This is a genomic window from Pseudomonas sp. NMI542_15, assembly GCF_021283425.1.
Classification (GTDB): Bacteria; Pseudomonadota; Gammaproteobacteria; order Pseudomonadales; family Pseudomonadaceae; genus Aquipseudomonas; species Aquipseudomonas fortuita.
Window position 1 is genome coordinate 1 of the sequence record NZ_JAJSRO010000001.1, and the last position, 24,048, is coordinate 24,048.

The window sequence follows — 24,048 nt, forward strand, 5'->3', positions numbered from 1 at the left end:
TTTGAAAATGAATGTTGACTCATTGTTGATGCCCACACCTGAATGCGAACAGCGAACAGCGAACAGCGAACAGCGAACAGCGAACAGCGAACAGCGAACAGCGAACAGCGAAACAGTGCTGGTTTTTAGCTCGCGCATAGGCCATTTGCGATGGCGACACTAACTCACCTTTTCGCCCTTACGGCGAGTCACTTTTTGTCAGACGCGACAAAAAGTAACCAAAAAACGCTGCGCTCCGATCATCCGGCCCCTGCGCTGCGCTCCGGGGTCCCCTCACTCCGGCCTCGCTCCCGGGAGGACCGCGCTGCAGGCCCCATCCTGGGGCCCAGCGCTTGACGGGCATCCATGCCCGTCACCTCCCTTCGCAAGGCCTGCGTTCGGCCTCCTGAAGTCGCGAAGATCAAGATCAAGATCAAGATCAGAAGTATCAGGCCGTCAGGTCACCACTTGGTAGCAAGGTACATACGCCGCGCCGCCGGGCAACTTCATGCGATGCTGGTCAACGAAGGCTTGCAACAGCCGGCCCAGCGGGTCCAGCACGGCGCTGTCGCCGCGGATCTGGTACGGCCCATGCTCTTCGATCAGGCGGATGCCCTTGTCCTTCACGTTACCCGCTACCACGCCAGAAAACGCCCGGCGCAGGTTGGCAGCCAGCTCATGGGGTGGCAGCTCGCGGCGCAGGTCCAGTTCGGCCATTGCCTGGTGGGTCGGGTCGAACGGGCGCTGGAAACTCTCCTCGATCTTCAGCAGCCAGTTGAAGTGGAAGGCATCGTTGCGCTCGCGGCGGAACTGTTTGACCACCTTGAGCCCTTCGACCATGTGCCGGGCAACTTCTGCCGGGTCATCAATGATGATTTCGTACAACCGGTGCGCCGCCTCGCCCAGCGTGGCGCCCACGAAGGCATGCAACTGTTGCAGGTAAGGCTCGGCGCTGCGCGGGCCGGTGAGCACCACCGGGAACGGCACGTCCTGGTTATCGGGGTGCATGAGGATGCCCAGCAGGTACAGGAACTCCTCGGCTGTGCCGGCGCCGCCGGGGAAGATGATGATGCCGTGACCGACACGCACGAAGGCTTCCAGGCGCTTCTCGATGTCCGGCAGAATCACCAGCTCGTTGACGATCGGGTTGGGCGCCTCGGCGGCGATGATGCCCGGCTCGGTCAGGCCAAGGTAGCGGCTGCCATGCATGCGTTGCTTGGCGTGGGCAATGGTGGCGCCCTTCATCGGGCCCTTCATCACGCCCGGGCCGCAACCGGTGCACACGTCCAGCTTGCGCAGGCCCAGTTCGTGGCCGACCTTCTTGGTGTACTGGTACTCCTCGCTGCTGATCGAGTGACCACCCCAGCACACCACCATCTTCGGCTCCACACCCGGGCGCAGGGTGCGCGCGTTGCGCAGCAAATGGAAAACGTAATCAGTGATGCCCTGGGAGCTTTCCAGGTCGATACGCTGGCTGGCCAGCTCGCTTTCGGTGTAAACGATGTCGCGCAGGGCGCTGAACAGCATTTCACGGGTGCTGGCGATCATTTCGCCATCGACGAAGGCATCGGCCGGGGCATTCAGCAGCTCCAGGCGCACACCACGGTCTTGTTGATGGATTTTGACCTCGAAGTCTTTGTAGGCCTCGAGGATTGTCTTGGCATTGTCGACATGGGCGCCAGTGTTGAGGATGGCCAGGGCGCACTGGCGGAAAAGGGTGTAAAGGCTACCAGTACCGACTTCACTCAGTTGCTGAACTTCACGTTGTGACAGCGTTTCCAGGCTGCCTTTGGGGCTGACGGATGCATTGATGACATTGCGTTGAGGCATCTAAGTCTTTCCTGTGCGGGTAAAACATCCTTCTTTGACAACACCATACCGAGAAATGTGGGCGGCAACGAGGGGGCTGGTGAAAAACCTTGAGACCGGGTTGGCTTCTTCGCGGGCAACCCCGCGATGAAGCCAACCCGGTCCCGATTCAGCCCAACAGCTTTTGCACGCCAAGGGTAATCGCCAATCCACCCCCTACCAGCCACAGGTTCAGAATCGCCCCGGTAGCCAGCGCCTTTGGCCCCGCCTGGCGAATCTGGCTGAAGCGGGTTTCCATACCCAGCGCAGTCATGGCCATGGTCAGGGCAAAAGTGTCGAGGCTATTGACCGCTTGCGTCACGCTACCCGGCAGTACCTGCAGAGAATTCACCAATACCAGGGCGAGGAAGCCAAAGGCGAACCAGGGCATCGTAATGCGCCCATTGCCTTGCGCCTGATCAGCCTTGCGCGAGCGGCTGATCCACAGGCCGACTACCAGCAGTACCGGCACCAGCAGCATCACCCGGGTCATCTTGACGATGGTGGCGATATGGGTGGCTTCAGGGCTGACATTACTGGCTGCGCCCACCACCTGGGCGACTTCGTGGATAGTGCCGCCCAGAAACAGCCCCGCTCCCAGGGTGTCCAGGTGCAGCCAGCCGGCGTTGATGGCCAGCGGGTACAGGAACATCGACAAGGTGCCGAACAGCACCACGCTGCCGACGGCCATGGCGCTCTTGTGCGGGGCACTGCGCAGTGCCGACTCGAAGGCCAGCACGGCGGCGGCACCGCAGATGGCGCTGCCAGCGGCGGTCAGCAGGGCGGTATCGCGGTCCAGCTTGAACAGTTTCATGCCGCACCACAGGCCGATCAACAGGGTGCTGGACACCACCAGCAGCGACACGATAAGGCCCGACCAGCCGACTTCGGCAATTTCCTGCAGGCTGACCCGCAGGCCAAAGAAGGCCACGGCGATGCGCAGCAGGCCGCGGGCCGAAAAGTTGATGCCGGCTGCCCAGCTGGCCGGTACACCATCGCGCAAGGCATTGCCGTAGAGGGCGCCGGCGACGATGCCGACAATCAGCGGGCTGATGCCCAGATTGGCGATGGCGGGCAGTGCGGCCAGCTGAGTGACCGCAAGCGCGAACAGCGCGACGAACAGGATGCCATTGAGCCGCCCTCGGGTAGAGAGGGTAGGCGTAAAAGCGGGGTTGGACGGAACCGTGGCCATGTGTGTCCTCCGGAAAGGTGTTTCGACAAGGCCTACGTTAATCGGGTTATAAGCTTATAAAAAATCGTAATTTAAAATGGCAAATATCCGTTTAGCTGATATTTTTAAATCATGACCCCAGAACAACTGATAACGTTTGCCACCGTTGCCGAGCACGGCAACATCAGCCATGCGGCCCAGGCGCTTCATTTGTCGCAACCGGCGGTGTCCGGCCAGCTCAAGCTGTTGCAGGAGGCTTTTGGCGAGCCGCTGTATCAGCGCGCCGGGCGGGGGGTGCGGTTGACGGCAGCCGGCGAACAGCTGTTGGCCCATGCCGAGCGCCTGCGCGAAACCTTCCGCCAGGCCCAGGCACTGCGCGACGCCATGCGTGGCCTGGAGCGCGGTACCTTGCGCATCGGTGCCAGTACCACGCCTGCCAGTTACCTGCTGCCGTACCTGATCGCCGATTTCCATGCCAGTCACCCGGACGTGCTGGTGACTACATCACACGGCAACACGGCGGAGATCGTCGCTGCGCTGGGCAGTGTCGACATCGCCCTGATCGAAGGGCCGCCTGGGCAGGAGCTGCCGTTGGGCACGCAAGTGACAGCCTGGCGTGAGGACGAGATCGTTGCCATCGTGCCCAGCGGTCATCCGCTGGCTGGCAGTGGTCCGCAGACCTTGGGGGCGCTGGGCACTTACCCGTTGGTGTTGCGCGAGAGCGGCTCGGGTGTGCGGCAGGTCGTCGAGCGCGCGTTTGCCCGTGAGGGTGTGGCGATGCGCGTAGCGCTGGAGATTGCCGGGGTGGAAGGGGTGAAGGAGGCGGTGCGTGCAGGGATGGGGGTTGGCTTTGTGTCGGCAATGTCGATCCGGCATGAGGATGGGGCCCTGCACCGACTGCAAGTTGCCCCTGAGCCGTTGGTCAGGCGGTTTTCCATATTGATGCCACATGCGGCAACGCCCTCAAGGGCGGCAGCGCGGTTTCTCGAGTTGTGTGTCGGCTTGCAGGCGGTGGGGTAACGGCCCCGGCCTGTTTGCGGGTGAACCCGCTCCCACAGGTCGAGAGTGCTGGCAGATCATCCCTCACTTTGATGGGTCCAGCTGAGGTAGGCTGCCTTGAGTGATTGCGGAAGGTTGGGCAGGTTGCGTCCTAAATCCGGCACGGCGCCTGGCTGCCGCGCCCACTCCGTTAGCCATGCGATCACCAAAGGCCTGGTTACGGGGCAGGGCGATATTTGGCGTTCAAGCTCGTCTGCGACCTGGCCGAGTATCGCCATGTCCTCATCCAGTTGGGCAATTTTGTCCACCCTGTATTCACCCCTCATCAAGTCGTTTGCTTTGAAAGATAGCGTTTGCTCGATAGCAGTCAGCAACTGGCCAACCGTCCAAGGTTTTGAGAGGAACGTAGCAGACCCGGGTAAGCGGGAGCCGGCATCACGTTGGCCGGCCGACATCACGATCACGGCGGTGCCCGGCCATCGGTCAATGACCAGGTGCGCGAGGTCCACTCCATCGAGCTGGCCTGGCATCTGGATATCGGTCAACACGAGATCCAGGCGGGCCGTGGTTTCCAGCACCGTTATCGCCTCATCGACGCAGCCGCAGCTGCGCACGTCGAGGTCGAGCGATTCCAGCGCTTCGCAGGCGAGCATTCGAATCAACGCGTCATCCTCTACTACCAATACACTGCGAGCCATAACAAAACCCCGATCATGTAGCCATTCGGCGGGCGGCTATGATCTGTGGTTTCATGCAACTGACGGGTGGCGCTTGGGTTGTTGGCAAACCGAGCGATCTATACTTTCCCATTACCGCCGGGCTTAGATGGTTTTCGTCATTGCCATCGATGCTGGATCGTTGGTAAATGAAGCCACGAAAAGTTTTCGATCCCTGCCTGGCACGTCCGCAGGGGCCATGGTGTCGAACGGCGCGCCCGAAAGTAATCTTCCCAATTGCCAGCTGTGGATGAGAACCCATGCATCAACTGCCTCCCGATGAAATGATCAGGCTTGCACTGCAGAAGTCACATGCCCGTTTACACAAGCAGCATCAGTTGGTGGTGGAGTATGGCGTGTCGTCGCTCAGGTCGACGAGTCTCGATACTTTGCTCACGCAGGCTTGTACCGTTGTGGCCAAAGGCATGCACACGCGTTTTGCCAAGGTGTTGATGCCATTGCCTGGCAGCGATGATTTTTTGCTGACCCACGGTGTCGGTTGGGATCCCTCTGATATCGGCCACGCCAAGGTCGGTGGCGATGTGGCCAGTCCGGCGGGTTATGCCCTCTCTACGTACCGCCCGGTGCTCTCCAACCATCTGGGCCAGGAGCAGCGCTTCCGCACGCCGGATCTGTTGAAAAAGTATGGCATCGAACGCGCCATCAACGTGCCCATCCGGGGGGCGCTACAGCCGTTTGGTGTGCTGGAGGCGGACAGCACCGAGGGTGACGATTTCATCGAAAGCGACCTGGTGTTCCTCGAAGGTATCTCCAACGTCATCTCCATGGCCGTGGAACGCCTGGCAAATGGGGCAGATGAGCAGCTACCGGATCGCTATTCGGAAAGCATGCTCAATGCCAGCCCCGATTGCGTAAAGATCCTCACCACGCATGGCGATATCGAATTCATGAATGATGCCGGAATGTACCTCATGCACATAAGCGAGCTGGCAGAGGTGCGCGGCAAACCCTGGACCCAGCTGTGGCCTGACGACTCCAAACCCGTCGTGCGTGATGCCATGGCGCGGTCCGTGGCCGGTGAATCGGCGAGGTTTGAGGCCTATTGCCCCACGGCCGGCGATGAGCCGAGATGGTGGGATGTAACCATTGCGCCCATTCTGAGTGCCGAGGGCAAGGTGGACAGGCTGATCGCAGTGTCGCGGGACATCACCGAGCGGCACCAGCACGAGGCTCAGTTGCTGTCCCTGATTGCTGTGCAAAACACCAAGCTGAGCGACAGCGATCTCTATCTTGAAGAGATTCACCATCGGGTAAAGAACAGCCTGCACCTGGTGAACACTTTGCTCCAGCTTCAGGCCAACCTGTCGGCGGATGAGGCGGTCAAGGTCCAGCTGCAGACGGCAGCGAGCCGCGTGCTGACGATTGCCAGTGTGCATGAGCGCCTCTATCAGACTGCAGAAACCCAGGGCGTCCTGGCATCGGAGTATCTTGGCGCCTTGTTGAGTGACCTGGGGTCGGCGCTGGCTGAACGTAAGATCGTGCTCAACGCCGATGCTTTCATTCTCCCCCCACAGCGGATGGCGCCGTTGGGCCTGGTCATTTCCGAGCTGATCACCAATGCCCTCAAGTATGGCAAGGGCACGATTGGGGTGAGCGTCCAGAACGCAGGCGACCATGCTGTGATTACAGTAAGGGACGAGGGGGAGGGCTTTCCGGAGTCTTATCCCGAACCAAGCGGAACAGGCTTGGGTATGCGGCTGGTGAAAAGCTATTCAGGGTATGGAGCTGATGCAATCACGCTGGATCGGCTAGCCGAAAACAGTACGATTTGCGTGAAGTTCAAGCTGTAGTGCCCACTGCAATTCGCCCTGTGCCGCGCGTCACTCGTCGCCGTAGTTCATGATCGAGAGCAGGCGTATGGGCACCTGCACCAGTTTCTCCGGGCCGTGCGGGGTTTCGCCGTCGAATGTGAGGCTGTCGCCGGCGTGCATGTGATAGAGCTGGTTGCCATGGCGGTACACCAGCTCGCCCTCCAGCAAGTGGAGGAACTCGGTGCCGGGGTGGGCGAAGGTGGGGAACTCTTCGCTGGCGTCATCCATGCTCACCCTATAGGCCTCGAAGTTTTTCTTCGGCCCCCTGGCGTGATTGAGCAAGTGGTAGGTGTGGCCCTTCTCGGTGCCGCGGCGCACCACTTCCAGACCTTCGCCAGCCTTTACCAGCAGAGCATTGCCGTCGGGCTGGTCATATTGGCTGAACAGCTTGGCCATCGGCATGCCCAGTACGTCGCACAGGCGGCTGAGGGTGTCGAGGCTGGTGGACACCTGGGCGTTTTCGATCTTGCTCAGCATGCCCTGGCTAATGCCGGCAATGCGCGCCACATCGGCGAGCTTGAGGGACTGGGCCTGGCGCTGGCGCTTGATCTGCAGGCCCAGGTACTGCTCCAGACGAAGGCGCGGTTCGGTTTCGGTCGACATCGAAAGTCCTGCACGGTTTCAGTTCAAGAATAAAGTTTTCGCACTGGGAAAGTGCGAAATGCAGCTGCGCTGGCCGCTTCTTTCCTCAGGTGAAAACAAGTTTCCCACAAATAGAACAGAAAATCCTGCCTGGGTTTTGTCTTGCCTGTGCCGGCCTCTTCGCGGGCAAGTCCACTCCCAAGCGGCTTTGCGGCGAATCCTGTGGGAGCGGGCTTGCCCGCGAAGAGGCCCGAACAGACACCCAAGGGCGCACCTTGAACAAACTTGGCAAGCGCATTGCATTCCTGTGAGGAAAGTAAGTTTCCTTTGCGGAATCGTCGCCCTTGCCCAGGAGTGTTCAACCCATGTTGCCAGCAGAAACCCAGCGCACCCTCGACCAGCACGGCATCAAGTACGTGCTGGCGCAGTTCGTCGATATCCATGGCTCGGCGAAGACCAAATCGGTGCCGGTATCGGGCCTGAAGATGGTAGCCGAGGAGGGCGCCGGCTTTGCCGGGTTCGCCATCTGCGGCATGGGCATGGAGCCGCACGGCCCGGACTTCATGGCCCGCGGCGATCTGTCCACACTGGTTCCGGTGCCGTGGCAGCCAGGCTATGGCCGGGTGGTGTGCGTGGGCCATGTCAACGGCCAGCCTTGGCCCTATGACAGCCGCTACGTATTGCAGCAGCAGGTGCAGCGCCTGGCCGAGAAGGGCTGGACCCTGAACACCGGCCTTGAGCCCGAGTTCAGCCTGTTCCGCCGCGACGAAGGCGGCAAGCTGCAACTGGTTGACGCCTCCGACAACCTCGACAAGCCCTGCTACGACTACAAGGGCCTGTCGCGCTCGCGGCTGTTCCTCGAACGCCTGACCGAGGCGCTGCAGCCGGTGGGCTTCGACATCTACCAGATTGACCACGAAGACGCCAATGGCCAGTTCGAGATCAACTACACCTACAGCGACGCCATGGAGTCGGCCGACCGCTTCACCTTCTTCCGCATGGCTGCCGGTGAGATCGCCAACGACCTGGGCATGATCTGCTCGTTCATGCCCAAGCCTGACCCCAAGCGCGCCGGCAACGGCATGCACTTTCACCTGTCGCTGGCCAGCAGCACCCACAAGAACCTGTTCCACGACCCGTCCGACAGCAGCGGCATGGGCCTGTCAAAGCTGGCCTATCACTTTGCTGCAGGGCTCATGGCCCACGGCGCGGCGTTGTGTGCCTTTGCGGCGCCGACGGTCAACTCCTACAAGCGTCTGGTGGTTGGCCGTTCATTGTCGGGCTCGACGTGGGCCCCGGCCTTCGTCGCCTGGGGGGCCAATAACCGTTCGGCAATGGTGCGCATTCCTTATGGTCGCCTGGAGTTCCGCCTGCCGGACGCCGGCTGCAACCCGTATCTGGTCACCGCCGCCATTATCGCCGCCGGCCTCGATGGCATCGACCGCCAGCTGGATCCGGGCGAGATGTGCAATGAAAACCTCTACAACCTGAGCCTTGAAGAAATTGCCGCGCGCGGCATCAAGACCTTGCCGCAATCGCTGAAGGAGGCCGTCGACGCGCTCGAAGCCGACCCGTTGTTCCGCGAGGTGCTGGGCGCCGGGATCGTCGACGAGTTCATCAAGCTCAAGCGCATGGAGTGGGTGGAGTACTGCCGCCACGTCTCCGACTGGGAAATCCAGCGTTACACCGAGTTCTTCTGACCGCCCCAATCCCCTGGGCGGCAGACACGAAAGCGCTCGCCCACTGCCTAGTAAGGAGCATCACCATGTGTGGAATCGTAGGTCTGTACCTGAAAAAGCCCGAGCTGGAAGGCCAGCTAGGCAAGCTGTTCGAACCCATGCTCCAAGCCATGACCGACCGTGGGCCGGACAGCGCCGGCTTTGCCATCTACGGCGATGAAGTGGCCGAAGGCTGGGTCAAGCTGACCCTGCAAGCGACTGACACCAACTACCCCTGGACCACCCTGATGGGCCAGCTGGAAGGGCACCTGGGTTGCTCGCTGGACTGGTACCAGAACGCCAGCGCCGCTGTGCTCAAAGTGCACACAGATGAGGCCGCAGCCCGCAGCGCCTTGGCCGAGCTAGCGCCCGATGTGCGCATCATGAGCGCCGGGCAGAGCATCGAAATCCTCAAGGGCATGGGCCTGCCGGCGGAAATATCCAGTCGCTTCGGCCTGGCCGGCATGAAGGGCAGCCACATCATCGGCCACACCCGCATGGCCACCGAAAGCGCCGTGACCATGGAGGGCAGTCACCCGTTCTCCACCGGCGCCGACCTGTGCCTGGTGCACAACGGCTCGCTCTCCAACCACTTCCGCTTGCGCCAGGTACTCAAGCGCGAAGGCATCAGCTTCGAGACCGATAACGACACCGAAGTGGCCGCCGGCTACCTGACCTGGCGGCTACAGCAGGGCGACAGCCTGGCCCAGGCCCTGGATGGCGCGCTGGAAGACCTGGACGGCTTCTTCACGTTTGCCATCGGCACCCGCAACGGCTTTGCCGTGATCCGTGACCCGATTGCCTGCAAGCCGGCGGTGCTGGCCGAGACCGAAGACTACGTGGCCATGGCCTCGGAATACCAGGCACTGGCCGGCCTGCCCGGCATCGAGCACGCCAAGGTCTGGGAACCGGCGCCGGCCACCCTGTACGTCTGGGAGCGCGAAAGCGCCTGACCTGCCACCGAACCCCTGGAGAACCTTATGAAGACGATCGACCTATCCAGCACTTCGGTGCGTGTGCTCAACCAGTCACTGCACGGCGCGGTGCAGGACCTCGAATGGCAAGTGACCCATCCCGGCGGCAAGCACAACCTGGCGGTGGGCATCAACGCCGCCGTGGCGGTGGATATCGAAGGCCATGCCGGCTACTACTGCGCCGGCATGAACCAGCAGGCCAGCGTGACCGTGCACGGCAACGTGGGTGTCGGCGTGGCCGAGAACATGATGTCCGGCCTGGTGAGGGTCAAGGGCAGTGCCTCGCAGGCCGCAGGCGCCACCGCCCATGGCGGGCTGCTGGTGATCGAAGGTGATGCCGGTGCCCGTTGCGGTATTTCCATGAAAGGCGTGGACATTGTGGTCGGCGGCAGCATTGGCCACATGAGCTGCTTCATGGGCCAGGCCGGACGCCTGGTGGTGTGTGGCGATGCCGGCGACGCGCTGGGCGACTCGCTGTATGAGGTGCGCATCTACGTCAAGGGCTCGGTGCAGTCACTGGGCTCGGACTGCATCGAGAAAGAAATGCGCGCCGAACACCTGCAAGAGCTGCAGGAACTGCTGAACAAGGCTGGCCTGGACCATAAGGCCGCCGATTTCAAACGCTACGGCTCGGCCCGCCAGCTGTACAACTTCAAAGTCGACAACGCCAGCGCGTACTGATCCAGGAGCATTCCCATGAGCGAGCAATTCCCCCCGGTACTGCGTGAGTCGGCCACCTTCGATCGCCTGACCATCCAGGAAATCCAGCGTGCCGCCGAAACCGGCATCTACGACATCCGCGGTGGTGGCACCAAGCGCCGTGTGCCGCACTTCGACGACCTGTTGCTGCTCGGCGCCAGCGTGTCGCGCTATCCCCTGGAAGGCTACCGCGAGAAGTGCGGCACCGACGTGGTGCTGGGCAACCGGTTTGCGAAAAAGCCGATCCACCTGAAAATCCCGGTGACCATCGCCGGCATGAGCTTCGGCGCGTTGTCGGCCAACGCCAAGGAAGCGCTGGGCCGTGGTGCGACCATCGCCGGCACCAGCACCACCACCGGTGACGGCGGCATGACCCCGGAAGAACGTGGCCAGTCGCAGCACCTGGTGTACCAGTACCTGCCTTCGCGCTACGGCATGAACCCCGACGACCTGCGCAAGGCCGACGCCATCGAGATCGTCCTCGGCCAGGGCGCCAAGCCGGGCGGTGGCGGCATGCTGCTGGGCATGAAGGTAACCGAGCGGGTAGCCGGCATGCGCACCTTGCCGATCGGCGTCGACCAGCGCAGTGCCTGCCGCCACCCGGACTGGACCGGCCCGGATGACCTGGCGATCAAGATTGCCGAGATCCGCGAGATCACCGACTGGGAAAAACCCATTTACGTGAAGATCGGTGCCAGCCGCCCTTACTACGACGTCAAGCTGGCGGTAAAGGCTAGTGCAGATGTGATCGTGCTAGACGGCATGCAGGGCGGTACCGCAGCCACTCAGGAAGTGTTCATCGAGCACGTTGGCATCCCGATTCTTCCGGCCATCCCGCAGGCGGTGCAGGCGCTTCAGGAAATGGGCATGCACCGCAAGGTGCAGCTGATCGTCTCTGGCGGTATCCGCAACGGTGCCGACGTAGCCAAGGCCATGGCCCTGGGGGCAGACGCAGTGGCCATCGGCACGGCGGCATTGATTGCACTGGGTGACAACCATCCGCGGCTGGACAGCGAGCTGAAGAAGATTGGCTCGGCTGCGGGCTTCTATGACGACTGGCAGAACGGTCGCGATCCGGCTGGCATCACCACCCAGGACCCAGACCTGGCCGGGCGCCTGAACCCGGAAGAAGCGGGTCGCCGGCTGGCGAACTATCTGCGGGTGCTGGTGCTGGAGGCGCAGACCATGGCGCGGGCGTGTGGCAAGTCGCACCTGCACAACCTTGACCCGGAGGACCTGGTGGCGTTGACCGTGGAAGCGGCCGCGATGGCGCGGGTGCCCTTGGCGGGGACGGCCTGGGTGCCGGGGCAGGCGCAGTACTGATCCACCGTTTTTGGGGCTGCAAAGCAGCCCCAAGGCACCCCAATCGCCCATATCAGCGCCATCGCTGGGAGGCTATGTCGAGGGCGTATCGCCCATTGGGCAGGCACTGGTGCAGCTCAAGGGGGTGGCGTTCACCTTCGTGTACTGCTTCGTGGTGAGGCTGGGCGATAGGGCCGTTACAGGTTGAATCAGTGTCCCATGGCCAACTTGGCACTTGTCTGCCGACGACGGTAGGCACTGTCACGGCTGGCCAGCCACCAGTACAGCGGTGAGGTAATTGCCAGCCCTACCAGCCACGACAGGTCAGCCCCGTTGATGTGCTCGGAAATCGGCCCGACATACAGCGGCGTGTTCATGAAGGGGATCTGCACCACGATACCTACCGCATAGGCTATCAACGCCTGTGGGTTGTAACGCCCGTAGATACCGCCATCGACCTGGAAGATCGACTGGATGTCGTAGTCACCTTTGTGGATGGCATAAAAGTCGATCAGGTTGATCGCCGTCCACGGTACCAGCACCACCAGCAGCACCAGCACCATGTCGACGAAGTGGCCGATGAAGTCTGCCGAGGCGAACACCGCCACCACGCAGCAGGCCGACAGCACGATCAGCGACAGCACCGCACGGCTTTTGGCGGTGGGGATCCAGCGATAGGCGAAGGTTTGCACCAGGGTGATGATCGACAGTACAGCGCCATACAGGTTGAGGGCGTTGTGGCTGATGACGCTGAGCAGGAACAGCACCAGCATGATCGGGCCCAGGGTACCGGTGGCCAGCTTGACCGCATCCATGGTGTCCATCCCGGCCGGAATCGCCAGTACCGCCACGGCGCCGAAGATGAACGACAGGCTCGAACCCAGGGCTGAGCCCAGGTACGTTGTCCAGAACGTCGAGCTGACTTTCACATCTGCCGGCAGATAACGCGAGTAGTCCGACACATAGGGCGCAAAGGCGATCTGCCACAGCGCCGCCAGCGACACGGTGGCCAACCAGCCGGCCAGGTTGAAGCCGCCGCGGGTGAGGAAGTCGTCGCTTTGCACGTGGCTGAAGATGTAGCCGAAGCCGACCACGATACCGATGCCCAGTACCCAGGTGCCAATGCGGTTGAGCACGTGGATGAAGCGATAGCCGATGATGCCGATGATGCCTGAACCCAAGGCACCGATGACGATGCCCACCGGCACCGGTACGGCATCGACCACACCGTGCAGCGATTTGCCGGCGAGCACGATGTTGGAGGCGAAGAAGCCGATGTACATGACGCCGGCGATTACCACCACCAGCAGCGCGCCGAGCGTGCCGAACTGGGCGCGGCTCTGGATCATCTGCGGGATACCCATTTGCGGGCCCTGGGCCGAGTGCAGTGCCATCAGCACCCCCCCGACCAGGTGACCGACCAGGATGGCGACGATGCCCCATATCAGGTTCAGGTGGAACAGCTGCACGCCCAGCGCGCCGGTGACGATGGGCAGCGGGGCGATGTTGCCGCCGAACCACAGTGTGAACAGATCCCTTACCTTTCCATGGCGGTCTTGCGGGGGCACGTAGCCGATTGTGTGTTTTTCTATCAGGGGTGCCGAATTGGCTGCACTGGTCATGACTGACTCCAAGGCAAGGTAGGGCATCGGGAGCTGCCCGGGGGCGTGCCGGCGATGGGCAACGCGTTCTTGTTGGAGGGATGATGCGGGGCGCGGGGATAACGAGAAATTAGTAAATATGTACCCATAAACCTTAAAAAACCTAAGGCTGACAAAAGCTTAAGCGGGGGACGGTAGCAAGGACGGTGCCAGTTGGCGGCAGGGCTTGAAGTAGAGGGGTTGAGCCCTGTTTCGGCAGAACGCGGTGGGCTTTGATGGTGCGTCGTGCGCATTTGCAGGGCAGCTGAATGGTTGCCTGTACTGGCCCTTTCGCGGGGCTAGCCCGCGAAAGGGCCAGTACAGGCAATAGAGCTACATCGGCAACAACCGGTCCTGGATCACTTCCTTCATCACCAGGGTTGAGCTCAGGCGTTTCACATTGGGAATGCTGGTCAGGTGCTCGTCATACAGCTTCTGAAACGCCGGCAGGTCCTTGGCCACCACATGCAGCAGGTAATCCGGGTCGCCGAATAACCGCTGTGCTTCGACAATCTGCGGAATCTCCGAAAGTGCCGCTTCAAAATCCGCCACCGGCTGCCGGGTCACCTCGCGCAGGGTCACGAACACCAACGCGGCAAAATTCAGCCCCAGGGCGCTCGGCGCCAGGCGGGCGTGATAGCCCAGAATCGCCCCGGATTCTTCCAGTGCCTTCAAGCGCCGATGGCAGGGCGACAGGCTGAGCCCTACGCGGTCGGCCAGTTCGGTTACCGATAGCCGACCGTCTTTTTGCAGCTCGGCAAGCATTTTTCTATCAGTTCTGTCCATTGAGAAGGATCTTCCAGTCATTGAGCGATTGCAGGGAATATACGAAAGAAAATCCCCGGGCGGAATCCGTAATCTTTCGACATCCCAAGGCAGTAGATAAGGAAGATTCAAGTGGCTATCAGTGTGCTGACGGCGTTTTGGGCCGTGTCGATGCTGTTCGTGATTACCCCGGGCGCAGATTGGGCTTACGCCATTTCGGCAGGCATGCGTGGGCGCTGGGTAATGCCCGCGGTGGCGGGCATGTTGTCGGGGCATTGCCTGGCGACGCTGGTGGTGGCGGCCGGGGTAGGCAGCCTGCTGGCAGGCCACCCATTGGCACTGACCTTGCTCACCCTGGCGGGGTGCAGCTACCTGCTGTGGCTGGGTGGTAACCTGTTGTTGAGCCCGGCATTGCCGGCAGCCGGGCAGGGCGGTGCGGGGGATTCGGGTTCGCGCTGGGCGTTGAAGGGCTTCTGCGTCAGCGGCCTGAACCCGAAGGTTTTCCTGCTGTTCCTGGCTTTGCTGCCGCAGTTCACCGACCCACAGTCGAACTGGCCAGTGCCGTTGCAGATCTTGCTGCTGGGGCTGGTGCACCTGTGCAGCTCGCTGGTGATCTACTCACTGGTCGGCTATGGCGCCAAAGCCGTGTTGAGTACCCGGCCGGGGGCGGCGAAGCTGGTCGGGCGGGTGTCGGGGGTGGCGATGATTACGGTGGCCCTGGGCTTGATTGCCGGGCAAATCAACTGACACCGTGAGGCAAGGGGGCCAGGACGTTCCCGAGCGTCTGGCACAGCTGTTCTGCCGAGTAAGGCTTGGCCAGAAAGGTAAACCCTTGGTGCCCGCCTTCGGCAATTGCATCGCTGTAGCCCGAAGTAAGGATCACCGGAAGCTGCGGGCGCTGACGGCGCAGCTCCAGGGCAAGTGCCAACCCACCCATGCCGGGCATGACCACATCGGAAAACACCGCATCAAAACCGCCCGCCGGGCCAGTCAACTGCGCCAGCGCCTCTTCCGCCGAGCGTGCACAGCTGACCTGATAACCATGGTCCTCAAGGATCTGCGCGCTGAAGCGGGCCAGGTCGGAATTGTCCTCTACCAGCAGTATCCGTCGCCGCTCGCTCTGTGCTTGCAGCAGGCTGCCGGCCGAGGCGTCTTCCGACGGGGCAGCGGGCGGGTCCTCCTGCGGCAGGTAAAGGGTAAACGTTGTGCCTTGGCCGGGGGCACTGGTCACTGCTACATCCCCCCCGGACTGCTTGGCAAAGCCGAACACCTGCGACAGCCCAAGCCCGGTCCCTTCACCTGCAGCTTTGGTTGTGAAAAACGGGTCGAAGATGCGCTCCAGCAAATCGGCGGCAATACCGGTACCACTGTCGCTCACGGATATCGCCGCGAATGGGCCTGGCAGGGACGGCTGGCCGCGCAAGGCCGGCAGGCGCTGATCGGCCTGCAGGCGCAGTTGCAACACACCTTCGCCGGCCATGGCATCCCGGCCGTTGAGCATGAGGTTGATCACTGCGTTCTCCAGCTGGCTGAGGTCGGCGCGGATGTGGCACGGCGCAGGCGGTAACTGCAGCTCGACCTGGATGCGTGCGCCGGTGGCGGTGTCGAGCATGTCAGCCATCGCTTCCAACCGTGGTCCTGCCTCGAACACGTGTGGGCTGAGGGCCTGTCGGCGGGCGAAGGCCAGGAGCTGACCGGTTAGTTTGGCACCACGGTCGACGGTGTCGGATATGGTCTTGAGGTAACGTTCGCGACGCTTCTCGTCGAGGTTGGGGCGTTGCAGGAAGTGCAGCGAGGAACGGATGATGGTCAGCAGGTTGTTGAAGTCGTGGGCAACGCCACCTGTCAGCTGGCCGATGGCTTCCAGCTTTTGTGCCTGGCGCAGCACGGCTTCGGTGTGCAGCAGCTGGGTCGTGCGTTCTTCCACGCGGTGCTCAAGGTTGGCGTTGAGCGCCTCCAGCGCTGCCATCGCCTCACGCACTTCAGCATTGGCCTGAACCCGCTGGATATGCGCCCAGCAACGTTCGGTAACCTCGCTGATCAGCGCTTGCTCGTAGTCGGTCCATTCCCGGGGAAAACGGTCGTGAATCGCCATCAGCGCGGTCAGCCTGCCAGCCTTGATCAGCGGCATGCAGACAGTAGCGGTGATGCCGATGGCCTGAAATGTCGCCGCTTCGTCAGCGGCCAGTTCGCGAAGGTTGTCATTGATCACCAACGCCAGGCCGCTGCGCAGGCGGCTGACCGCCAGGCGGCCGAAATCATGCAGGTGATATTGGCCCACCAGGCGTGGGGAGCCGGGTGCTACGGCATCGCCGCAGATGGTGAAGCCATTCTCGTCCGGCTCCATTACCGCATAGGCGCAGCTGGACAAGCCAAGGTGCTCGACCAGCATGCGCGTGGTGATGGCCATGATCTGGTCGGGGTCGGTGGCGTCGGCCACGGCGCGCCCGAGGCTGTCGAGAAAGTTGAGGCGCAGGTTGGTGACCACACCGGCGGTGGTTTCGGTAACCGTATCGAGCATGCCAAGCACTTCGCCATCCAGGCCGCGAATCGGGCTGTAGCAGAAGGTGAAATAAGCCTGCTCCGGGCCGCCGTTGCGGTCGATCGTCAGTGGGAAGTCTTCGATGTACACCGCTTCGCCGGACAACGCACAGTCGGCCATTTTGCTGATATCGGCCCAGGCCTCATGCCACACGTCGCGGAAGGGGATACCCAAGGCCGAGGGCTTGCGCCCGAGAATCGGGATGAAAGCATCGTTGTGCAGGGTGATGAGGTCAGGGCCCCAGAGCACCGCCTGCGGAAAACGCGAAGCCAGGCACAGGGCCATGGTGGTCTTCAGGGCGTCAGGCCAATGTTCCAATGCCCCCAGGGGGGTGGCGGCCCAGTTGTGGTTGCGGATGCGTTCGGCCATCAGCCCGCCGCCGTCTAGCCATTTCGCCATTTGTTCTGTCGGTCCTTTAACACAAGGCCTTAGGGTGCACCGAGAATAGACGGTTGGCGAGCATTTTGTGGTGGCCTGTGCCGGCCTCTTCGCGGGTTCACGCGCGAAGAGGCCGGCACAGGCTAGCGCATGAAGTGCACCTTGCCAGTGTCGTCATTGCCCATGTAGATCCCGTAGACCCCGGCCTGCCGTTCAAGGATGTAGCGCTCGAGAATCTGCCGGATAGCCGGATAGTAGATGTCGTCCCACGGAATCTCGTCGGGCTCGAAGAACTTGTATGCCAGGGTCTCCGGCCCGTAGTGCCCGGTTTCTTCGGCGACGACGGCGCGGAAGATGATGTACACCTCGCTGATCCTGGGTACGCTGAAGATGGAGTAGGGCGAGACGATGTCGGCACGCACCCCGCTTTCTTCCCAGACCTCGCGCAGTGCAGCCTGCTCGGTGGTCTCGCCAGCTTCCATGAACCCGGCCGGCAAGGTCCAGGTGCCGGGGCGCGGCGGGATGGCGCGCTGGCACAACAGGTACTTGCCATCGCGCTCGATGATGCAGCCGGCGATGATCTTCGGGTTGATGTAATGGATGTAGCCGCAGCCGGTGCAGTGCAGGCGTTCGTGGGTGTCGCCTGTGGGAACGCCCCGGGCCAGTTCCGTGGTGCAGTGCGGGCAGTAGCGGGGGGCGTTGGGCATGATCAGCGGCCTATGCGAGGTTCCTTCAGGGCCAGGGGCTCGACGATGTCGCGCACCTTGGTGTTGTCATCCTGCTTCTGGCGCAGGTAGTCCAGGGCCACCTTGGCGGCAGCGCGGACGTGGTCGACCGAAGCTTGGTGGGCCACCAGCGGGTCACCACCCTTGATGGCTTCGACGATCTTTTCCATTTCGCGGTTGCTGGCGCCGCGGCGGTTTTCTTGCGACACCGAGGTGGCGCGCAGGTAGCTGATGCGCGCCTGCAACTGGCGCAGTTGCTGGGCCGCCACCTGGTTGCCGGAGCCCTCCAGCAGCACGTCGTAGAAACCTTGTACCGAATCCAGCACCTGTTGCAGCTCGCCTTCTTCCAGCGCTTCGCGGTTCACCTCCAGCGCGCGTTCCAGGGCACGGATGTCCTTGGCCTTGGCGTTGAGGGTGAACAGCTGCACGATCAGGCCTTCGAGCACACAGCGCAGCTCGTAGATGTCGCGGGCGTCTTCCAGGGTGATGATGGCGACACGCGGGCCTTTGGCGTCGGCGAATTCCACCAGGCCTTCGGACTCCAGGTGGCGCAGGGCTTCGCGCACCGAGGTACGGCTGACGCCGAGGCGGTCGCAGAGGTCGCGCTCCACCAGGCGGTCGCCGGGCAGCAGATGGAAGTTCATGATTGCGGCGCGCAGCTTGTCTAGCACGATTTCGCGCAGGGTAACGGGGTTGCGGTTGACCTTGAAGCTGTCGTCGAGTGGCTGGCGTTTCATCAGGAGCGCTCTTTATGAGGCTGTTGCGCCAACATCGCGGAACGCCCCGAACCGAGGCTTTCCATGCAGTGGTTCGAACAGCCCGTTGTTAACGGGTTGACTCCGCATCGGCTTCGGCAAACGCTTCACGGGCCAGGCGGAAACTGTCCACCGCCGCGGGTACGCCGCAATAAATGCCGACCTGGAGCAGAATTTCGCGAATCTGTTCACGGCTCAGGCCATTGCGCAATGCGCCGCGGATGTGCAGCTTGAGCTCGTGGGGCCTGTTGAGCGCGGAAATCATGGCCAAGTTTATCATGCTGCGCTCTTTGAGCGACAAGCCTTCGCGGCCCCAGACGTGGCCCCAGCAGTATTCGGTGACCAGTTCCTGCAATGGCTTGGTGAACTCGTCGGCGTTCTGGATCGAGCGGTTGACGTAGTCCTCGCCCAGCACCTGGGTGCGGATGGCCAGGCCTTTGTCGTACTTCTCGTTACTCATGTGCCGTACTCCGGAAGAAAAAAGGGAACGGGGGCCGCTTTGCGGCCCCGGCGGTCTCAAGGTCAGCCCAGGGGCGGCAGGGCGCCCAGTTTGCCTTTGTGGTACACCATCGGCGTCACCGCCTCGGCCGGCAACACCAGGTTCTTCACTGCACCGACGATGATCGCGTGGTCCCCACCGTCATACTCGCGCCACAGTTCGCACTCGATGATCGCGGTCGCCTTGGCCAGCAGCGGGTTGCCCAGCTCGCTCAAATGCCACTCGACGCCCTTGGCCTTGTCCTTGCCCTTGCCGGCGAAGGCGTAAGCTTCAGCGGTCTGCTCGGCGGACAGCAGGTGAATCGCGAACTGCTTGCTGTCACGCAGGATCGGGTAGGTGTCGGAGGCGTAGTTGGGGCAGAACAGTACCAGCGCCGGGTCGATCGACAATGCGCTGAAGGCGCTGGCGGTGATGCCGACGATGGCGCCGTCGGCGTCCAGGGTGGTCACTACCGTGACGCCGGACGGGAAAGAGCCCATCACGTCTTTGTAGATGCCGGGTTCGATCATCTTGTGTTCCTCCTAGCGCATCACGAACGGGTCGGGCATCGGCGCGGTGGACAGGTTGATCCACACGGTCTTCAGCTCGGTATAGGCCAGCACCGAATCGATGCCGCTCTCACGGCCGTAGCCGCTGTTCTTGAAACCACCAATTGGCGCCATGGCCGACACGGCGCGGTAGGTGTTGACCCAGATGATCCCCGAACGCACGTCGCGGGCCAGGCGATGAGCACGGCCCAGGTCACGGGTCCAGATGCCGGCGGCCAGGCCGAACTGCGAGTCGTTGGCGATTTCCAGGGCCTCCTCCTCGGTCTTGAAGCGGATGACCGCGGCGACAGGGCCGAACACTTCTTCCTGCATGATGGTCATCGAGTTGCTGTCGCACTCGAACAGGGTCGGCTCGTAGAACCAGCCGTCACCCTCGACCTCGGCACGCTTGCCGCCCATGTGCAGCTTGGCACCTTCAGCCTTGGCCGCAGCCACCAGGCCTTCGACGACGGCCAACTGCTGCGCGGTGGCCATAGGGCCCATTTCGCTGGCGTCGTCCTGCGGGTTACCGATGCGGATGCGCTTGGCGCGGGTAATCAGGCGCTCTACGAATTCGTCGAAAATCTCGTCCTGCACCAGCAGGCGCGAACCGGCTACGCAGCTTTGCCCGGAGGCGGCATAGATGCCGGCCACGGCACCGTTGATGGCGCTGTCCAGGTCGGCGTCGGCGAAGATGATGTTCGGCGACTTGCCGCCCAGCTCCAGCGACAGCTTGGCAAAGTTCTCGGCACTGCTGCGCACCACATGGCGGGCTGTAGCGGCGCCGCCGGTGAAGGCGATCTTGCGCACCAGCGGGTGGCGGGTCAGTGCCGCGCCGGTGGTCGGGCCGTAGCCGGTGACCACGTTGACCACACCGGCCGGGAAGCCGGCTTCGAGGGCCAGACGGGCCAGCTCGAGGATGGTCGCCGAGGCATGTTCGGACGGTTTGAGCACGATGGTGTTGCCGGCAGCCAGGGCTGGGGCCAGCTTGATCGCGGTGAGGTACAGCGGGCTGTTCCACGGGATGATCCCGGCAACCACGCCGATGGGCTCGTGCACGGTGTAGGCGAACAGGTCGGGCTTGTCCAGCGGCAGGGTGCCGCCTTCAAGCTTGTCGGCCAGCCCTGCGGTGTAGTGGAAGAACTCTGGCAGATAGCCGACCTGGCCGCGGGTTTCGCGGATCAGCTTGCCGTTGTCACGGCTTTCCAGCTGGGCCAGGTGTTCCTTGTTCTCGCTAATCAGGTCACCCAGGCGACGCAGCAGCTTGCCACGCGCGGTGGCGGTGATGCTGCGCCATTCCTTGCTGTCGAAGGCACGCTGGGCGGCCTGCACGGCCAGCTCGACGTCGGTTTCGTCAGCGTCGGGAAGCTGCGCCCAGGCTTGGGCGGTGGCCGGGTTGAGGCTGTCGAAGGTCTTGCCGCTCTGGGCATCGCGCCATTGGCCGTCGATGCACATCTGGAAACGAACGAGGGTCATGCAACAATCCCCTTGGCGGATTCGGTGAGGGTGCGGGCTTGCGCGAGGAAGTCCAGCAGCATCTTGTTGACTTCACGGGGTGCTTCTACCGGCATCATATGCCGTTGCTCGGCGAGGACCACGCTGTGCGCACCCGGAATGCTGGCGGCAAGCTGGCGGGTCATGGCCGGGGTGGAGCCCGAATCGAGTTCGCCCGTGGCGATCAGCGTCGGCACCTGGATGCTGCCCAGGTCGTCAGCGCGGTACATGTCCTGAGTGGCGAACAACGAATACGTGGTGTGGTAGCCCTGCGGGTCGTTGCTCGCCAGCACTTGGCGAATGGCGGCGACCTGCGCCGGGTTGGCAGCCTTGTATTCACGGCTGAACCAACGATCCAGGGCGGCATCGACGTTGGCGTCGGGGCCCAGCTCCGCTGCCTGGGCAGCGCGGGCGATCACGCCGGCACTTTGCTCGGGGGTGCGGTTGAACACGCTGTTGAGCACGACCAGTGCAGTCAGGCGCTGCGGGTAGTGCAGGGCGAATGCACGGGCAACCAGGCCGCCCATGGAGAAGCCGATCACGGTCGCTTGTTGAATTTGCAGGTGGTCGAGCAGCTCGGCGAGCTGGTCGGCGTAGGCTTGCAGCGGCGTGTCGGCAGCCGGCACGCGGCTTTGACCGTGGCCGAGCATGTCGTAGGCGATGACACGGTAGTCGTTGGCCAGGCCAACGATCTGGCCGCCCCACATTTCCTTGTTCAGGCCCACGCCGTGGATCAGTACCACGGGTTGGCCCTGGCCTACGGACAGGTAGCTGGTGCCGGCAGGTGTACGTTCAGCGACAGGCTGAATCATGGAGGGCGCTCCTTGAAGGTCGGGCGCGGCGGGAAAGCACGCCACGCCCCGGCCCGTCTTGGTTGTTGTTATTGAGCGTTGGCTTTTTCGGCAGCCAGTTCTTCCAGGTCGATGTAGCGGTTGCCGATGCGCGGGTGCAGGCGGCCGCCGTCGGCAGCGCCCAGCACCACAACGATTTCATCGGCGCGCGGGGCGTCTTCGATCTGCATTTCCAGAGTGATGTAGTGCGAACGCAGGCCTTCGTCGTCCTTCTGCATCATCGGGATCTGAATCGAGGTGCCGGGGCCGCCGCGCTTGTTGGTGAAGCTCAGGTAGCTCTTGGCCTGCACCGCTTCGCGGTAGTGGTTGCCGAAGCGCAGGGTGTGGATCACAGCCGAGGCGTGCTCGATTTCGCCGTCGGCGCCGACCACGGCCGCTTTACCGTAGGCTTCGATCTTGTCGGCACCGCCAATGGCAGCGGTCAGGCGCTCGACCATCAGTGCACCCAGCTCCGAGCAGTTGGCGCGGATTTCCGGCTTCAGATCTTCAACAAAACCGCGACCGGCCCATGGGTTCTTGATCACGACGGCCAGGCCGACCATGGTCACTGGTTTGTCGGTGGCCTTGCCGCCTTCGATGCGGGTCTCTTCGGAGTAGGTGACGATCTTGCGGATTTTGAAACTCATGGAGGGCTCCTGGTGAGGGTTATCAGCTCTTGTTGTCTGATGGTATACCATAATATTTGTTGTGCAAGAGGTGTCAGGAAATTTCTCTTGTCGGGGGACGAAAGGTGGCCTGATGCCTTGATTTCGCTGCTGTCTGTACTGGCCCTATCGCCGGCAAGCCAGCTCCCACAGGTACCGCGCTGCATTCAGAGCCTGTAGTGGCAATGTGGGAGCTGGCTTGCCGGCGATAGGGCCAGTAAAGGTGTCAAAAAAAAGCCCGCTCACGCAGGCTGAAGGGGCCCACGTGAGCGGGCGCGTCCCGCAATGATTCAGGCAATGGGAATTCAGGCGAACGCCGGCACCACTTCCTTGATGAACAGTTCCAGCGACTTCTTCTTCTCGGCGTGGGGCAGGCTGTTGTCGCACCAGAAGCTGAACTCGTCGACGCCGAGCTCCTGGTAGTACTTGATGCGCGCGATGATTTCTTCCGGCGTGCCGATCATGGTGTTCTTGCGAATGTTCTCCAGCTGGAACGCCGGCACTTCGGCAAACTTCGATTCCGGGCTCGGCTCCAGGAAGCCGTTGACCGGAACGGTCTTGTTACCGAACCAGGCATCGAAGGTGCGATAGAAGCGCGAGATGGCCTGCGCGCCGACTTTCCAGCCTTCCGGCTCGGCCGGGCTGTGCACGTGGGTGTGGCGCAGCACCATCAGTTGTGGGCGCGGCACGTCCGGGTTGTTGTCCAGAGCGGCCTGGAACTTGTTCTTCAGGTCCAGTACTTCTTCGTCACCCTTCATCAGCGGGGTGACCATGACGTTGCAGCCGTTGGCCACGGCGAAGTTGTGCGAATCCGGGTCGCGGGCGGCGATCCACATCGGCGGCGTCGCGTTGAACGGTTTCGGCACGCTGGTGGAGGTGGGGAACTTGTACACTTCGCCGTCATGGGCGTAGTCGCCTTCCCACAGCTTACGTACGACCGGCACCATCTCGCGCAGCGCCTTGCCGCCGTCGGTGGCTGGCATGCCATTGGCCATGCGGTCGAACTCGAACTGGTAGGCGCCACGGGCCAGGCCCACTTCCATGCGGCCGTTGCTGATCACGTCGAGCAGGGCGCATTCGCCGGCGACGCGGATCGGGTTCCAGAACGGCGCAATGATAGTGCCGGCACCCAGGCGAATCTTGTCGGTGCGCGCGGCCAGGTAGGCCAGCAGCGGCATCGGGCTCGGCGAAATGGTGTATTCCATGGCGTGGTGCTCGCCAATCCACACGGTGCTGAAACCGCCGTTTTCGGCCATCAGGGTCAGTTCGGTCAGGTCTTCGAACAACTGGCGGTGGCTGACCTGTTCATCCCAACGTTCCATGTGTACGAACAACGAAAATTTCATGGGGCTTTCCTCAACGCTTGAAAGGGGCTGGCGCCTGGCAGGGGAGGCGCCAGTGGTCTCGA

General features: G+C 62.5%; 22 protein-coding genes. 7 read left to right on the forward strand and 15 right to left on the reverse strand.

Annotated elements, in window-relative coordinates:
• Positions 1 to 435: 435 nt before the first annotated feature.
• A complete protein-coding gene (gene ppnN / locus LU684_RS00005) occupies positions 436 to 1,809 on the reverse strand; it encodes a nucleotide 5'-monophosphate nucleosidase PpnN (protein WP_016487537.1) in 1,374 nt (457 codons plus the stop codon).
• 148 nt (positions 1,810 to 1,957) lie between these two features.
• A complete protein-coding gene (locus tag LU684_RS00010) occupies positions 1,958 to 3,019 on the reverse strand; it encodes a YeiH family protein (RefSeq protein ID WP_016487536.1) in 1,062 nt (353 codons plus the stop codon).
• Between the two features lie 111 nt (positions 3,020 to 3,130).
• On the opposite strand from LU684_RS00010, the gene LU684_RS00015 reads away from it, so the two are divergent.
• On the forward strand, positions 3,131 to 4,018 hold the full coding sequence (locus tag LU684_RS00015) for a LysR substrate-binding domain-containing protein (protein ID WP_016487535.1): 888 nt from the start codon (positions 3,131 to 3,133) through the stop codon (positions 4,016 to 4,018).
• A gap of 56 nt (positions 4,019 to 4,074) precedes the next feature.
• Here LU684_RS00015 and LU684_RS00020 read toward each other — a convergent pair whose 3' ends face one another.
• A complete protein-coding gene (locus LU684_RS00020) occupies positions 4,075 to 4,695 on the reverse strand; it encodes a response regulator (RefSeq protein WP_232893981.1) in 621 nt (206 codons plus the stop codon).
• A gap of 278 nt (positions 4,696 to 4,973) precedes the next feature.
• Here LU684_RS00020 and LU684_RS00025 point away from each other — a divergent pair, with 278 nt between their 5' ends.
• Positions 4,974 to 6,524: a PAS domain-containing protein gene (locus LU684_RS00025; protein ID WP_016487533.1), complete on the forward strand. Its 1,551-nt coding sequence runs from the start codon at positions 4,974 to 4,976 to the stop codon at positions 6,522 to 6,524.
• Between the two features lie 30 nt (positions 6,525 to 6,554).
• Here the strand turns inward: LU684_RS00025 and LU684_RS00030 are convergent, their stop codons facing one another.
• Positions 6,555 to 7,148, reverse strand: coding sequence for a helix-turn-helix domain-containing protein (locus tag LU684_RS00030; protein ID WP_016487532.1), 594 nt, complete (start codon positions 7,146 to 7,148; stop codon positions 6,555 to 6,557).
• Positions 7,149 to 7,492: 344 nt separating this feature from the next.
• On the opposite strand from LU684_RS00030, the gene glnT reads away from it, so the two are divergent.
• The 4 genes from glnT to LU684_RS00050 all read left to right on the forward strand — a co-directional run bounded on the left by glnT (position 7,493) and on the right by LU684_RS00050 (position 11,841).
• Positions 7,493 to 8,827 (forward strand): type III glutamate--ammonia ligase, encoded by a 1,335-nt coding sequence (glnT, locus tag LU684_RS00035; protein WP_016487531.1) that lies wholly within the window; start codon positions 7,493 to 7,495, stop codon positions 8,825 to 8,827.
• Positions 8,828 to 8,892: 65 nt separating this feature from the next.
• The gene (locus LU684_RS00040; RefSeq protein ID WP_232893982.1) at positions 8,893 to 9,798 is read left to right on the forward strand and encodes a class II glutamine amidotransferase; all 906 of its coding nucleotides are present in this window, start codon (positions 8,893 to 8,895) and stop codon (positions 9,796 to 9,798) included.
• Positions 9,799 to 9,825: 27 nt separating this feature from the next.
• On the forward strand, positions 9,826 to 10,500 hold the full coding sequence (locus tag LU684_RS00045) for a protein glxC (protein WP_016487529.1): 675 nt from the start codon (positions 9,826 to 9,828) through the stop codon (positions 10,498 to 10,500).
• Between the two features lie 15 nt (positions 10,501 to 10,515).
• Positions 10,516 to 11,841 (forward strand): FMN-binding glutamate synthase family protein, encoded by a 1,326-nt coding sequence (locus LU684_RS00050; protein ID WP_232893983.1) that lies wholly within the window; start codon positions 10,516 to 10,518, stop codon positions 11,839 to 11,841.
• A 188-nt stretch (positions 11,842 to 12,029) separates the two neighbouring features.
• Here the strand turns inward: LU684_RS00050 and LU684_RS00055 are convergent, their stop codons facing one another.
• Together LU684_RS00055 and LU684_RS00060 are read right to left on the reverse strand one after the other, a co-directional pair.
• Positions 12,030 to 13,442 carry a purine-cytosine permease family protein gene (locus LU684_RS00055; RefSeq protein ID WP_016487527.1) on the reverse strand — a complete coding sequence of 471 codons (1,413 nt, stop codon included), beginning with the start codon at positions 13,440 to 13,442 and terminating at the stop codon, positions 12,030 to 12,032.
• 351 nt (positions 13,443 to 13,793) lie between these two features.
• Positions 13,794 to 14,246 (reverse strand): Lrp/AsnC family transcriptional regulator, encoded by a 453-nt coding sequence (locus LU684_RS00060; RefSeq protein ID WP_016487526.1) that lies wholly within the window; start codon positions 14,244 to 14,246, stop codon positions 13,794 to 13,796.
• A gap of 111 nt (positions 14,247 to 14,357) precedes the next feature.
• Here LU684_RS00060 and LU684_RS00065 point away from each other — a divergent pair, with 111 nt between their 5' ends.
• On the forward strand, positions 14,358 to 14,972 hold the full coding sequence (locus LU684_RS00065; protein ID WP_016487525.1) for a LysE family translocator: 615 nt from the start codon (positions 14,358 to 14,360) through the stop codon (positions 14,970 to 14,972).
• Here LU684_RS00065 and LU684_RS00070 read toward each other — a convergent pair.
• The 9 genes from LU684_RS00070 to LU684_RS00110 form a co-directional block, all read right to left on the reverse strand.
• On the reverse strand, positions 14,965 to 17,166 hold the full coding sequence (locus LU684_RS00070) for a GAF domain-containing hybrid sensor histidine kinase/response regulator (RefSeq protein ID WP_095115119.1): 2,202 nt from the start codon (positions 17,164 to 17,166) through the stop codon (positions 14,965 to 14,967). The genes LU684_RS00065 and LU684_RS00070 overlap by 8 nt on opposite strands.
• A gap of 122 nt (positions 17,167 to 17,288) precedes the next feature.
• Positions 17,289 to 17,852 (reverse strand): NUDIX hydrolase, encoded by a 564-nt coding sequence (locus LU684_RS00075; protein ID WP_016487523.1) that lies wholly within the window; start codon positions 17,850 to 17,852, stop codon positions 17,289 to 17,291.
• A gap of 2 nt (positions 17,853 to 17,854) precedes the next feature.
• On the reverse strand, positions 17,855 to 18,607 hold the full coding sequence (locus LU684_RS00080; protein ID WP_016487522.1) for a GntR family transcriptional regulator: 753 nt from the start codon (positions 18,605 to 18,607) through the stop codon (positions 17,855 to 17,857).
• 88 nt (positions 18,608 to 18,695) lie between these two features.
• Complete coding sequence (locus LU684_RS00085; protein ID WP_023047056.1) at positions 18,696 to 19,085, reverse strand: carboxymuconolactone decarboxylase family protein; 390 nt, start codon at positions 19,083 to 19,085, stop codon at positions 18,696 to 18,698.
• A gap of 62 nt (positions 19,086 to 19,147) precedes the next feature.
• Entirely contained in the window at positions 19,148 to 19,633 is a 486-nt protein-coding gene (locus LU684_RS00090) for a flavin reductase family protein (protein ID WP_232893984.1), read from the reverse strand.
• Positions 19,634 to 19,645: 12 nt separating this feature from the next.
• Complete coding sequence (locus tag LU684_RS00095; protein ID WP_016487519.1) at positions 19,646 to 21,127, reverse strand: aldehyde dehydrogenase; 1,482 nt, start codon at positions 21,125 to 21,127, stop codon at positions 19,646 to 19,648.
• Positions 21,124 to 21,957: an alpha/beta fold hydrolase gene (locus LU684_RS00100; RefSeq protein ID WP_016487518.1), complete on the reverse strand. Its 834-nt coding sequence runs from the start codon at positions 21,955 to 21,957 to the stop codon at positions 21,124 to 21,126. The genes LU684_RS00095 and LU684_RS00100 overlap by 4 nt, the downstream gene beginning before the upstream one ends.
• A gap of 68 nt (positions 21,958 to 22,025) precedes the next feature.
• The gene (locus LU684_RS00105) at positions 22,026 to 22,622 is read right to left on the reverse strand and encodes an amino acid synthesis family protein (protein WP_232893985.1); all 597 of its coding nucleotides are present in this window, start codon (positions 22,620 to 22,622) and stop codon (positions 22,026 to 22,028) included.
• Between the two features lie 323 nt (positions 22,623 to 22,945).
• A complete protein-coding gene (locus LU684_RS00110) occupies positions 22,946 to 23,986 on the reverse strand; it encodes an LLM class flavin-dependent oxidoreductase (RefSeq protein ID WP_016487517.1) in 1,041 nt (346 codons plus the stop codon).
• Positions 23,987 to 24,048: the final 62 nt, after the last annotated feature.

Bases quoted from the DNA above. Each gene is read 5' to 3' on its own strand.
- ppnN (WP_016487537.1), bottom strand. From the start codon at position 1,809: ATGCCTCAACGCAATGTCATCAATGCATCCGTCAGCCCCAAAGGCAGC.
- LU684_RS00010 (WP_016487536.1), bottom strand. From the start codon at position 3,019: ATGGCCACGGTTCCGTCCAACCCCGCTTTTACGCCTACCCTCTCTACC.
- LU684_RS00015 (WP_016487535.1), top strand. From the start codon at position 3,131: ATGACCCCAGAACAACTGATAACGTTTGCCACCGTTGCCGAGCACGGC.
- LU684_RS00020 (WP_232893981.1), bottom strand. From the start codon at position 4,695: ATGGCTCGCAGTGTATTGGTAGTAGAGGATGACGCGTTGATTCGAATG.
- LU684_RS00025 (WP_016487533.1), top strand. From the start codon at position 4,974: ATGCATCAACTGCCTCCCGATGAAATGATCAGGCTTGCACTGCAGAAG.
- LU684_RS00030 (WP_016487532.1), bottom strand. From the start codon at position 7,148: ATGTCGACCGAAACCGAACCGCGCCTTCGTCTGGAGCAGTACCTGGGC.
- glnT (WP_016487531.1), top strand. From the start codon at position 7,493: ATGTTGCCAGCAGAAACCCAGCGCACCCTCGACCAGCACGGCATCAAG.
- LU684_RS00040 (WP_232893982.1), top strand. From the start codon at position 8,893: ATGTGTGGAATCGTAGGTCTGTACCTGAAAAAGCCCGAGCTGGAAGGC.
- LU684_RS00045 (WP_016487529.1), top strand. From the start codon at position 9,826: ATGAAGACGATCGACCTATCCAGCACTTCGGTGCGTGTGCTCAACCAG.
- LU684_RS00050 (WP_232893983.1), top strand. From the start codon at position 10,516: ATGAGCGAGCAATTCCCCCCGGTACTGCGTGAGTCGGCCACCTTCGAT.
- LU684_RS00055 (WP_016487527.1), bottom strand. From the start codon at position 13,442: ATGACCAGTGCAGCCAATTCGGCACCCCTGATAGAAAAACACACAATC.
- LU684_RS00060 (WP_016487526.1), bottom strand. From the start codon at position 14,246: ATGGACAGAACTGATAGAAAAATGCTTGCCGAGCTGCAAAAAGACGGT.
- LU684_RS00070 (WP_095115119.1), bottom strand. From the start codon at position 17,166: ATGGCGAAATGGCTAGACGGCGGCGGGCTGATGGCCGAACGCATCCGC.
- LU684_RS00075 (WP_016487523.1), bottom strand. From the start codon at position 17,852: ATGCCCAACGCCCCCCGCTACTGCCCGCACTGCACCACGGAACTGGCC.
- LU684_RS00080 (WP_016487522.1), bottom strand. From the start codon at position 18,607: ATGAAACGCCAGCCACTCGACGACAGCTTCAAGGTCAACCGCAACCCC.
- LU684_RS00085 (WP_023047056.1), bottom strand. From the start codon at position 19,085: ATGAGTAACGAGAAGTACGACAAAGGCCTGGCCATCCGCACCCAGGTG.
- LU684_RS00090 (WP_232893984.1), bottom strand. From the start codon at position 19,633: ATGATCGAACCCGGCATCTACAAAGACGTGATGGGCTCTTTCCCGTCC.
- LU684_RS00095 (WP_016487519.1), bottom strand. From the start codon at position 21,127: ATGACCCTCGTTCGTTTCCAGATGTGCATCGACGGCCAATGGCGCGAT.
- LU684_RS00100 (WP_016487518.1), bottom strand. From the start codon at position 21,957: ATGATTCAGCCTGTCGCTGAACGTACACCTGCCGGCACCAGCTACCTG.
- LU684_RS00105 (WP_232893985.1), bottom strand. From the start codon at position 22,622: ATGAGTTTCAAAATCCGCAAGATCGTCACCTACTCCGAAGAGACCCGC.
- LU684_RS00110 (WP_016487517.1), bottom strand. From the start codon at position 23,986: ATGAAATTTTCGTTGTTCGTACACATGGAACGTTGGGATGAACAGGTC.